The following is an 11,768-nucleotide window of genomic DNA, read 5'->3' as shown; positions in this document are numbered from 1 at the left end:
CTAACAGAAACTAAAAATCCCGGCCATTATTGCACCGGGATTATTCAGCGAATTGTGCTGTAACAGGTGTATCGTGACTTATTTAATCGCCATAGCATCACGCATGGTAAAGAACAGGTCGGTTTGGTCTGTTAGACCAACCACATTTGCCGCATGTGGTCCGTAAGCTGCTATGCGCAATTGGGTACCCGTGTGCCCTTGAGAATCATCTTCAGAGTTGCCATAGCTTATCGCCATAACTGCGCCATCTTTCGTGGTTAACGCTTGTGTTAAGCCAGGAGCTTTTGCATCTGCTTCAATAATTTGACTGGAATGCGCGTGATCTGCCGTCACAATAACCAAGGTATTACCTTCTGCACGCGCAAACTCCAGTGCTTTTTGTACTGCTTCATCCAAATCGACAGTTTCACCGAACTGACCACAAGGATTCGCCGCATGGTCTTGTTTATCAATGGATGCCCCTTCAACCTGTAAGAAGAATCCTTTTTCGTTATGTTTCAGCAGGTCAATTGCTTTTTCAGTCATCACTGCCAAGGTTGGAATATCTTTAGTACGCTCGGCATTGTTTTCACAAACTACCGGCGGCTTATCTAAATTGCCATGATAAGACGCTTTCGGCCCCTGCCAACGTACTGGCATGTTACCTGGGCTAAATAACCCTAATAGCGGTTTTTGTTGGTCTGCCTGCTTTATTGCATTCAGATCGTCAAGATTTTCGACAATAACATAACCTCGAGCCAAGGCTTGTTCACGCAGAGATTTATCTTTCCATTCACCGGCTTTAGCGACTTGGCTGAATGATTTAGCGCCACCACCCAATGTGACATCCGCGCGCCCGGCAATCATCTGCTCAGTAATTGAACCGCGCCCACCCTTTTCCAGCGCATTGCTACTGCACTTCTCGCTTGTTTCCTCCGGGCCATAGCATTTTCGCCCAGTTACGTGAGCAAACTGTGCCGCAGGAGTGGCATCTTGCAGTTCAGCAGTTGAAACGTTACCAGTTGCTTTACCGGCTTTCTTCGCTAACTCCAACAAGGTGACGTGATCTTTTCCGAACACATCAACACCCAGCGCGCCGTTATACGTTTTTACACCTGAGGACCAAGCTGTTGCGGAGGCAGCTGAGTCAGTCACGTAATCCGGTTTTTGCGTTTTCTTATCTAATGAGTAGTGCGTGTATTGCCCTGTCAGTGGTAACGCATCAATTCCTTTAAAGAAACCACCGGCCCCCATAGCATAGTTACGTGCTGAGGTGATTTCTGAATCGCCCATACCATCGCCAATCAGTAAAATGACATTCTTTACGGTTTTATTGGAAAGCGAATCACGAAGAGCCTGTGTCTGATCACCGGTCAAACGTCGTGCCCCACCAAATTGAGTGATATCTCCCTTGGCGCTACGGTCATATAAGCCAGTGGCGGAAGCAACAGCATTCGGTGTAAACAATGAACTGGTGAGTATCAGAGTGGATAACGCTATGCCGGACAAAGTGGATACGCGGTTCTGCATCGGTATAATTCCTTGTTGTAAAACAGTAATACAATTTGTATTGATTGGTTACAACGGATACTAGAACAAGCGAATGACGCTTTTATGACAGTCGCGATTAATTGTTATCTCTGACAATGCAGGCTCCCCTGACCTTTCCACGCGTTCACCACAGGCTAAATCAGGCCACCGTTGGCGCGTAAAACTTGCCCATTAATCCAGCCACCGTCTTTTCCAACCAGAAAAGCCACGGCTGCTGCAATATCCTCTGGCGTTCCTAATCTTTCTAGTGGCGCCATTTTCGCCATTTTTTCAATTAATTCGGGTGATTTACCATCAAGGAAGAGCGAGGTTGCCGTCGGCCCAGGAGCCACAGCATTAACGGTGATATTACGCCCCCGCAACTCTTTCGCCAGAATAGCTGTCATGGTTTCAACCGCCGCTTTGGTTGCAGCATAAACACCGTATTTTTCCAGTTTCAGCCCGACAACACTGGTTGAAAAGTTTACGATGCGGCCGCCATCTTTCAAACGCTTTGCCGCTTCACGCATCCCGTTAAAGCTCCCTTTCAGGTTAATGGCGATCTGGCGGTCAAAGTGTTCATCATCACTGTCTGCAATGGCACTGAGAGATAGAATTCCAGCATTGTTGACCAAGACATCAACCCCGCCAAACGCAGCTTCTGCTTGAGAAAATAACTGTGCAACCGCTGCGGCATCACTGATATCCCCCTTCGCACTCGCTGCATTTCCGCCCGCTTGTTGAATTTTGCGCACCAGTGTTTCCGCCTCAATGTTACTCCGGGCATAATTGATCAGAACGGTATACCCCTCCTGAGCCAAACGCTCAGCAATTGCTGCGCCAATACCCCGTGATGCTCCGGTTACAATGGCAACCTGCCCGGTTGTATTCACCATGATTTTCTCCTCGATGTGTATTTTATCGTTTGTGACGATGCATTGATTGCTATCCAGCAAGTGGAGCATGCTATGTTTAACCGCCCGCAAACAGAGAATGCCACTTTTATCGTTTCGGATAATCATCTATTATTCGTTAACACTATCCGAATAAAGCGAACAATCACGTGGACCGAATTGATGCAATGCGGGTATTTATCAGGGTAGTGGAACAACGCAGTTTTACCCAAACCGCCCAAGATTTAAATCTACCGCGATCTACAGTGACAGATGCCATTCAACAGCTCGAAAAGCGTTTAAATGTGCGCTTATTGCAGCGAACTACCCGACATGTTAGCCCTACGCTGGATGGTGGAGCTTACTACCAGCGCTGTCTGCGTATTATTGCTGATATTGAAGATGCTGAAATGGCCTTTGCCAATGCCAAGCCACGAGGTTTGTTACGAATTGATGTACAGGGCACGTTAGCCCGCCATTTCGTCTTGCCACAATTACCTGATTTTATTGCTCAATATCCTGACATTGAGTTATTTATCAGTGAAGGTGACCGCTTGGTCGACCTTATTCGAGAAGGTATTGACGGGGTGCTACGTGTAGGTAATTTACAAGACAGCGATATGGTCGCCCGCCGAGTGGCGTTGTTGCCACAAGTCACCTGTGCTGCACCGCAATATTTACAACGACAGGGTACTCCACTCCGGTTGGACCAGTTACCAGGCCATCAGATGGTAGGTTTTCGTTCTAGCGCAACCGGTAGCCTGATGCCACTGGAATTTGGCACTGACAGCACCCTTAGCCCCGATAAAACAACAGGTTATAATAAATCAGCGTCCTCCAGGGTAATAACAGAAAGCGCATATCTACCCTCTGCTTCGTCATCATCTACTAAAACTCAGCAAGTAAAATTACCGACTGTTCTATCAGTCAGTGGTGCAGAAAGCTTTGTAGCAGCCGCACGTCTTGGATTGGGTATTATTCAAGTGCCTCGTTACCATATCGAATCTGACTTAATCGCTGGCACCTTGGTTGAGATACTACCAAAATACGCACCACCCCCGATGCCAGTCTCGTTCCTGTATCCTCACAACCGCCAGCTTTCCCCTCGAGTACGTATTTTCAGTGACTGGTTGAGCCAGTTATTTCTTGCCACCGAGATAAAGTGATAATACGCCGGTACGCCTATCCTGAATCAATGTTGCCACGATAGGCAGCCGCACCAACCGGCACAGCCGCCACTCATTATTGTGCTTTTTCAACCGATTGACAGATATCGATATCAAAATAACCATCAGTTATGCCGTCATTGAGGTAAACCTCATAACACGCACCTTCTACCGAACGATAACCACTTTGTGGCAGATGCTGGTTATACAACTCGCTCCAGGCTTTGGCATAATCATCATCCGTTACCCTGGTGTGATACACCGCATACAACCCCCCGGGAATCACTTGTAGTTGTAGTTGATCACTGAGTTCTGCGGGCAACACATAATCGTCAGCCACAGACAAGGATATGTCAGCCCGTAGCTCAGCAGGAGGATTAGTCTCAGGATTGTCCCAGTAAAGAGCCAACCACTCTTTCCCAGGGATTTGGTACTGAGTATAGAGTGAAGAAAGTTGGTTAAAGCCTTGCGGGATAGTCTCGTGATAAGGGCCGACCAGCCGAATACTGACTATTTGCTGCGGTTGCTTTTCTACTATCTTAAATGTCATATCGCTACCTCGACTTAATGGTTTCAAGAAAGATGAAGTGACCAAAAATGCGACTTTATGCCACAACTGTACATTCATACAGTATAGCGAGATTTTATGACACTCGGTTAATTTTCAACCTTGACTTGTGAAGAGCTTCGCAAAAAATCATCCGCCTGTTTAAGCTGATGATGGCTGAAAACGGTTATTCCGTGGCGGCGCAATAACGCCGTGGTGACTCCCTGTCCTGTGCGCTGGGTGCCGCTAAAATGACCATCATAGATGCGGCTGCTCCCACAAGATGGACTCCCTTCGGTCAAAATTGCTACTGTGCAGCAGTGCTTTTGCGCCAACTCCAGAGCCTGATAAGCCCCTTGCAAAAACTCCCGGCTAACATCATTGCCCCACTGCTCGGTCACCCGCGCCAGCCCTTGCAACACCGCCTCGCCGTTACCTTGCTGAATTTCGGCAGGCGGACGCGGTACCGGCATACCTGCGGATAATTCAGGGCAAATAAGGACCAGTCGCCCCTCATCCTGCCAGCGTTGAATAATTTCATCGCTAACAGACAGGGCACTGCCGTTATAACGTACCGGTTTTCCCATTAAACAGGCACTGATCAGAATGCGCGCAGGTTTTGGTTCCACGTAATTATCAACCTTAATATTATGCAGCGAATAAAAAATGATGATTATGCTGATAATAACCAATTAATGGCTGTTGGTCATGAGCGTGCGTTGATAATTGTTGCAGAACAGATAATTTTCATGTCAATAAATGGCATTGTTGCTTATTTTGCATAATTCAATGCCGCTAACACCTGCGGCAACAGTCGCGCCAAACGGCTCGCCCAGAGCGCCTGACCTGCTTGATGCGTAATAAGATCCTGACGAATCTCAATACCCACATAAGGTAACTGCCGCTGTTCTGCGTGGAAGGGTAACGTGAAATCTGTTGCATCCGTCATGGCATAAGGTTCGTTAATCCCGACGTGCAGGTCACCTTCTTGCTGTAACAATGAAACCAGTTGCAAAGCAAACTCAGGATTACGATGAAACAAGGTACCAATCTGCCAGGGGCGCGCGATGTTTTTAAACGACGGTGTAAAACTGTGCATGGAGAGGATCACGCTCATCTGGCCGCTATCACGACGTTGATTCAGCGTTTGTGTAATCAAATCATGATAAGGCTGGAATACCTCAACCCGGCGCGCTTCAGCCTCTGCTACGGTGACACCAATATTGCGCGGGATCCGTGTGTGCTCAGAAATTTCAGGGATCGAACTGGCGATTCCCGGCGTGCGATTGCAATCAATCACCAATCGCGAATACTGCTGATGAATCAAGGTTGCATCCAGATACTGGCTAAGTAACCGCGCCATTGCCAATGAACCTATATCCCAACCGATGTGGCGGTCAATTTCTCCTGAGGGTAACCCCAAATCACCAAGTTGAACCGGTATCCGTTGACCGGCATGGTCGGCCAGTAAGATAAATGGTGATTGGCTGTGCGGGCGCTCGATAACAGCTGACTGAGGATCGCCATCACGTAATAAAGGAGACAAAATGATATTTGACATGGAGTTAGTACCTGGCATGAAGTGGCAATCGTAAGTATCAGTCGTCACAACAGTTAATACTCACAAACAAGGGCTTTCGTAATCAATAAGCTATCATCCTAGCCGCTAATGTTGGGTTCGCCCACCCCGAATTTATACCTAAATTTTCTTGGTTATGCGATTATCGCCACAGTAGGTATCTTTTGATGCCATATTTCAGGCAATCATTATCGGCAAAACTGTCTACAACCAACAGCAGCAGCATAGCGGAGACTTATGGAAACGTTTTTTATTGATCGGATGGCAACTCCACAAGGTGAACTGTTACTGATCGCAGACCAAGAAAACCGGCTACGTGCCATCGATTGGACTGACCACTACGAGCGTCTGATGAAGTTGCTAGGCAACCATTACGGCCAGGGCGCGTTTACATTGGTTGAAGAACGCAATCCCGGTGGGCTAAGTGACAGTATGCAACGCTATTTTGCTGGTGACCTGAGCATTATTGATAATTTACCAGTTAAAACCGCTGGGACTGATTTTCAGCGTCAAGTCTGGCAAGAGCTGCGAAAAATCCCCTGTGGCGAAACGATTACTTATGGCGAGTTAGCAAAACGAATCAACCGCCCTACCGCTTCGCGGGCTGTCGGGATGGCGAATGGATTGAACCCTATTTCAATTGTTGTCCCTTGTCATCGGGTCATTGGGCAACAAGGTGCATTGACAGGATATGCCGGTGGAGTGGAGAGAAAACGCTGGTTATTAATGCATGAGGGTTATCTTTTAGCACGCTAACTATTGTTGCTCTTATCAGACGCAAGAAAAGATGTTAAAATTGACGCATATCAATATTAATGGGAATACCCTATGATCCCGGAAAAACGCGTAATCCGACGTATCCAGTCTGGTGGTTGTGCAATTCACTGTCAGGATTGCAGTATTAGCCAGCTCTGTATTCCGTTTACCTTAAATGAAAACGAGCTGGATCAGCTCGACAATATCATTGAAAGGAAGAAACCTATTCAGAAAGGACAGGCGCTGTTTAAAGCGGGTGATGAACTCAAATCCCTGTATGCCATCCGTTCCGGGACCATTAAAAGCTACACCATTACCGAAGAAGGTGATGAGCAAATCACCGGTTTCCATCTGGCGGGTGATTTAGTCGGTTTTGACGCTATCAGCAATTTGCAGCATCCGAGCTTCGCACAAGCTCTGGAAACATCCATGGTTTGTGAAATCCCGTTTGATACGTTGGACGATTTATCCGGCAAAATGCCAAATCTGCGCCAGCAGATGATGCGCCTGATGAGTGGTGAGATCAAAGGTGACCAAGATATGATTTTGCTACTTTCCAAAAAGAATGCAGAAGAGCGTCTGGCGGCCTTTATCTATAATCTGTCTCGCCGTTTTGCTCAACGTGGTTTCTCTCCACGTGAGTTCCGCCTGACGATGACCCGTGGTGATATTGGTAACTATTTAGGTCTGACGGTAGAAACCATCAGCCGTTTACTGGGCCGTTTCCAGAAAAGCGATATTCTGAGTGTGAAAGGTAAGTACATTACTATCGAGAATACCGAAGCTCTGGCCAAACTGGCGGGTAATCCAAGACCAAGTCTGTAACCTGATCAAAACCAGAATAATAAATACCCGATAGATTTCAAGTTGCAGGAAGGCGGTAAGTAACGGCCTCGTAGAGAGCAGGTCTGAGGATCGACCGAGTAACACAAGCCGTCAGCAAATCTGCAACTTGAAAATTTATTGGTCTGCTTCTCCCAGCCACCTATCCTGTTTCCCTTTCATGGTTTACTCTTTAACTAACATACTGTTAATTCACGTTTGTAAGGAGACTCTATGGCAAAGTATCAGAATATTCTGGTTGCTATTGACCCCAATCAGGATGATCAACCTGCACTAAGACGTGCAGTTTACCTTGTGCAGCGCAATGGCGGCACAATCAAAGCATTTTTGGCTATTTATGATCTGTCATATGATATGACCACCCTGCTGTCGCCTGATGAGCGTACCGCAATGCGTAAAGGGGTTATCAGCCAACGTTCCGCATGGATAAGCGAGCAATGCCGCTTTTATCTTGATGCCGGTATTCCAATTGAAATCAAAGTGGTATGGCATAATCGGCCCTATGAGGCCATTATTCAGGAAATCCTGAACGCCAAGCACGATTTGTTGTTAAAAATGGCGCATCAACACGACCGCCTGGAGTCGATTATCTTTACCCCAACCGACTGGCATTTATTGCGTAAGTGCCCATGCCCAGTCTGGATGGTGAAAGACCAACCTTGGCCGGAAGGCGCCACAGCGCTGGTGGCCGTTAACCTCTCAAGTGAAGATCCACTCCATGACCCACTAAATCTCCGTTTGGTCAAAGAGACCAGAGAGTTAGCCGAACATGTCAATCAAACGCCAGTGCATCTGATCAGCGCCTACCCGGTAACCCCGATTAATATCGCCATTGAATTGCCTGATTTTGACCCGAGCGTCTATAACGATGCCATTCGTGGTCAGCATTTGGTTGCGATGAAAGCGTTACGCCAGCAATTTGGCATTGATGAAAAATTCACCCATGTTGAAAAAGGTCTCCCTGAAGAGGTTATCCCTGATTTGGCTGAACACTTGCGGGCTGGGGTGGTTGTTCTGGGTACCTTGGGGCGTACTGGGCTATCTGCCGCCTTTATTGGGAATACTACCGAACATGTGATCGACCATCTTAAGTGTGACTTACTGGCAATTAAACCCGAAGGATTTACCTGTCCGATAGAAGGCCATGAAGATCTGGAAGAGATTGAATAACCCTTGTCTGACATCACCCATTGATTAAATCAAAAAGAAGGGCCACCGAATAGGTGGCCCTTGATCTGCGATTCGTAATAACGAATTACAATGCGCGTAAAATTGCTTCTACGCTGTCTTTAGCATCGCCAAACAACATTTGGGTATTTTCTTTAAAGAACAATGGGTTTTGCACGCCAGCATAACCGGTATTCATTGAACGTTTAAAGGCAATAACACTTTGCGCTTTCCATACTTCCAACACCGGCATGCCGGCAATCGGACTACGCGGGTCTTCCAGTGCTGCTGGGTTAACCGTATCGTTGGCACCAATCACCAACACGACATCAGTACTTGGGAAATCATCATTGATTTCATCCATTTCCAGCACTACGTCATAAGGGACCTTGGCTTCAGCCAATAACACGTTCATATGACCTGGCAAACGCCCAGCTACCGGGTGAATACCAAAGCGGACTTTGATGCCCCGCGCTTGTAGTTTTGCAGTAATCTCAGCGACGGGGCATTGTGCCTGTGCCACTGCCATGCCATAACCCGGAGTGATGATAACTGAGCTAGCATTTTTCAGCAGGTCAGCCACTTCTTCAGCCGTGGTTTCACGGTATTCACCCATTTCTTCAGCATTACCGGTTGAAGAACCATCAGTACCAAAGCCACCGGCGATCACACTGATAAATGAGCGATTCATCGCTTTACACATGATGTAAGACAGAATAGCACCGGAAGAACCGACCAAGGCACCCGTTACAATCAACAGGTCATTGCTCAACATGAAACCTGCCGCAGCCGCAGCCCAACCGGAGTAGGAGTTCAGCATTGAGACCACAACCGGCATGTCAGCACCACCGATAGATGCCACCAAGTGCCAGCCAAAGCCCAAAGCAATCACCGTCATCAATAACAACGCGACCACTTGTAAGCTAACGCTGTCGGTTTTGACGAACAGAATCATCAGCAGGAATGACACAACCAGTGCCACCAGATTCAACTTATGGCGTTGTGGCAACATCAGTGGTTTGGATGAGATAATCCCGCGTAACTTACCAAAGGCAACAATAGAACCGGTGAATGTTACTGCCCCGATAAAAATACCTAAGAAGACTTCAGTCAGATGGATATTAACCATCACCGCGTCCATCACCACCGGGCCGTGATCCAGATAGCTGTTAAAGCCAACCAGAACGGCTGCCAGACCGACGAAACTGTGCAAAATGGCAACCAGTTCTGGCATTTCAGTCATTTCGACTTTCTTCGCCAGATAGATACCAATTGCGCCACCAATCACCATGGCAATGATGATCCAGGCAACATTACCTGAATCCGGCCCAAGGATGGTGGCGATAAGCGCGATGGCCATACCGGTCACACCGAAAGTGTTACCTTGTTTGGATGTTTCGTGGCGCGACAGCCCAGCCAAACTGAAAATAAATAAAATCGCAGCAACTATGTACGCAGCTGTAACGAGACCACTAGACATCAGTTACCCCTATATTTTTGTGTGACATTATTTTTATACCCACCGAGTTTTATACCACTCAGTTTTTACGGAACATTTTCAGCATGCGCTGGGTGACCGTAAAGCCACCAAAAATGTTGATACTGGCAATCAGTACGGCAATAAAGGATAAGAAGCTTACCCAACCGCCATGGCCAATCTGCAATAATGCACCGACGACAATAATGCCTGAAATGGCGTTAGTGACTGACATTAAAGGTGTATGTAGTGCATGGCTGACGTTCCACACCACGTAATAACCCACTACGCACGCCAGTGCAAAGACCGTAAAGTGAGATAAAAACTCTTTCGGAGCAACATTTGCTAACCAGCCAAACAACACAACGACCAGTGCCATAATGATGTATTTCGGCCATGGCGAGCTAGGCTTGGCGTCTTCTTTCACAATAGGTTCAGCTTTAGCCGCCTGAGGCTGTGCTGATACCTGAATAGGCGGCGCTGGCCACGTTATTTCACCGGTTTTGACCACGGTTACACCGCGAATCACGGTATCTTCGAAATCAATATCTATCTCACCATTTTTCTCTTTACAGAGTAATTTCAGCAAGTTAACCAAGTTGGTTCCGTAAAGTTGCGATGACTGTGTGGGTAAACGGCTGGGTAGATCGGTATAGCCGATAATTTTTACGCCATTGTCTGTCACTGTCACTTTATCGGCGACGGTCAGTTCACAGTTACCACCGGTTTGCGCGGCCAGGTCAACAATCACACTGCCCGACTTCATGGATGCCACCATCTCTTTGGTGATCAACCGAGGAGCAGGTTTACCCGGAATCAGTGCAGTGGTAACAATGATGTCCACTTCAGCAGCTTGAGCGGCAAACAGTGCCATCTCGGCTTTGATAAAAGCGTCAGACATCACTTTGGCGTAACCATCACCACTGCCCGCTTCTTCCTCAAAGTCCAGCTCAAGGAATTCAGCACCCATACTCTGAACTTGTTCTTTTACTTCTGGGCGGGTGTCGAATGCACGCACGATAGCACCCATACTCCCTGCCGCCCCGATGGCTGCCAAACCTGCAACCCCAGCCCCGATAATTACCACTTTCGCCGGTGGAACTTTACCCGCGGCCGTAATTTGCCCAGTGAAGAAGCGACCAAATTCATGGGCAGCTTCAACAATGGCACGATAGCCGGCTATATTGGCCATTGAACTGAGCGCATCCATCGATTGCGCGCGAGATATGCGCGGCACTGAATCCATGGCCAATACGGTTACCTGACGCTCCGCTAACTTTTGCAGTAATTCCGGGTTTTGAGCTGGCCAGATAAAACTGGCTAACGTACTCCCAGCACGCATCAGGCTAATTTCTTCCTCAAGGGGCGCATTCACTTTGAGGATAAGGTCGGATTGCCACACATCGGTGGTATCCGTAATGGTGGCACCCGCTTCCTGGTACGCCGCATCGTCGAAGCTGGCTAAGTGACCAGCTCCACTTTCAATCGCCACGGTGAAGCCTAATTTCAGCAGTTGTTCCACCGTTTTCGGCGTTGCTGCAACACGGGCTTCATTGGCCAACCGCTCTTTTGGTACACCAATACGCATAATGTTCCCTTTTTACCTGTCTTTGATGATGAGTATTGCCATATCCATCTTACTCGGCGTTGCTGGGACGTTAGCGACTTACACTCACCCGAACCACTGACGTGAGATTCGTTTGCTTGCAGCCTACCGGCAACACCCACTAATTTGGGTATGCTTCAGTTCTATTTGGTTACTGATAAACCTGCTTTGCTACAGCTCCCTATAACCTACTGAAAATGTGACTGATGATCCATATCTGTGTGT

Annotated in this window: 11 protein-coding genes; 4 read left to right on the top strand and 7 right to left on the bottom strand. The window is 47.7% G+C overall.

What is annotated here, in order from left to right; translation table 11 throughout:
- Positions 1 to 78 precede the first annotated feature (78 nt).
- The gene (gene phoA, locus V2A84_RS07370; protein ID WP_102970406.1) at positions 79 to 1,509 is read right to left on the bottom strand and encodes an alkaline phosphatase; all 1,431 of its coding nucleotides are present in this window, start codon (positions 1,507 to 1,509) and stop codon (positions 79 to 81) included.
- Between the two features lie 155 nt (positions 1,510 to 1,664).
- Entirely contained in the window at positions 1,665 to 2,405 is a 741-nt protein-coding gene (locus V2A84_RS07365; protein ID WP_083158807.1) for an SDR family oxidoreductase, read from the bottom strand.
- 167 nt (positions 2,406 to 2,572) lie between these two features.
- Between V2A84_RS07365 and V2A84_RS07360 the strand changes: the two genes are divergently transcribed.
- Entirely contained in the window at positions 2,573 to 3,568 is a 996-nt protein-coding gene (locus V2A84_RS07360; RefSeq protein WP_083158806.1) for a LysR family transcriptional regulator, read from the top strand.
- Positions 3,569 to 3,644: 76 nt separating this feature from the next.
- On the opposite strand, the gene sbmC is transcribed toward V2A84_RS07360, so the two are convergent.
- From sbmC to V2A84_RS07345, 3 genes are all read right to left on the bottom strand, one after another.
- Positions 3,645 to 4,118 carry a DNA gyrase inhibitor SbmC gene (gene sbmC / locus V2A84_RS07355; RefSeq protein ID WP_102970405.1) on the bottom strand — a complete coding sequence of 158 codons (474 nt, stop codon included), beginning with the start codon at positions 4,116 to 4,118 and terminating at the stop codon, positions 3,645 to 3,647.
- 107 nt (positions 4,119 to 4,225) lie between these two features.
- Positions 4,226 to 4,744, bottom strand: coding sequence for a DUF523 domain-containing protein (locus V2A84_RS07350; protein ID WP_083158805.1), 519 nt, complete (start codon positions 4,742 to 4,744; stop codon positions 4,226 to 4,228).
- 143 nt (positions 4,745 to 4,887) lie between these two features.
- On the bottom strand, positions 4,888 to 5,676 hold the full coding sequence (locus V2A84_RS07345; protein ID WP_083158804.1) for an N-formylglutamate amidohydrolase: 789 nt from the start codon (positions 5,674 to 5,676) through the stop codon (positions 4,888 to 4,890).
- A gap of 255 nt (positions 5,677 to 5,931) precedes the next feature.
- Between V2A84_RS07345 and ogt the strand changes: the two genes are divergently transcribed.
- From ogt to uspE, 3 genes are all read left to right on the top strand, one after another.
- The gene (gene ogt, locus V2A84_RS07340; RefSeq protein ID WP_083158803.1) at positions 5,932 to 6,450 is read left to right on the top strand and encodes a methylated-DNA--[protein]-cysteine S-methyltransferase; all 519 of its coding nucleotides are present in this window, start codon (positions 5,932 to 5,934) and stop codon (positions 6,448 to 6,450) included.
- 72 nt (positions 6,451 to 6,522) lie between these two features.
- Positions 6,523 to 7,275: an FNR family transcription factor gene (locus V2A84_RS07335; RefSeq protein WP_004390269.1), complete on the top strand. Its 753-nt coding sequence runs from the start codon at positions 6,523 to 6,525 to the stop codon at positions 7,273 to 7,275.
- 231 nt (positions 7,276 to 7,506) lie between these two features.
- Positions 7,507 to 8,463 (top strand): universal stress protein UspE, encoded by a 957-nt coding sequence (gene uspE, locus V2A84_RS07330; protein ID WP_083158802.1) that lies wholly within the window; start codon positions 7,507 to 7,509, stop codon positions 8,461 to 8,463.
- Positions 8,464 to 8,548: 85 nt separating this feature from the next.
- Here the strand turns inward: uspE and pntB are convergent, their stop codons facing one another.
- Complete coding sequence (gene pntB / locus V2A84_RS07325; RefSeq protein ID WP_442848672.1) at positions 8,549 to 9,940, bottom strand: Re/Si-specific NAD(P)(+) transhydrogenase subunit beta; 1,392 nt, start codon at positions 9,938 to 9,940, stop codon at positions 8,549 to 8,551.
- A 58-nt stretch (positions 9,941 to 9,998) separates the two neighbouring features.
- Complete coding sequence (gene pntA / locus V2A84_RS07320; RefSeq protein WP_083158800.1) at positions 9,999 to 11,525, bottom strand: Re/Si-specific NAD(P)(+) transhydrogenase subunit alpha; 1,527 nt, start codon at positions 11,523 to 11,525, stop codon at positions 9,999 to 10,001.
- Between the last annotated feature and the right edge of the window lie 243 nt (positions 11,526 to 11,768).

It is taken from the genome of Yersinia sp. 2553 StPb PI, from assembly GCF_052217105.1.
GTDB classification, from domain to species: domain Bacteria; phylum Pseudomonadota; class Gammaproteobacteria; order Enterobacterales; family Enterobacteriaceae; genus Yersinia; species Yersinia enterocolitica_E.
The sequence above is the reverse complement of the archived record's forward strand: the minus strand, read 5'-3'. Positions and strand labels throughout refer to the sequence as shown.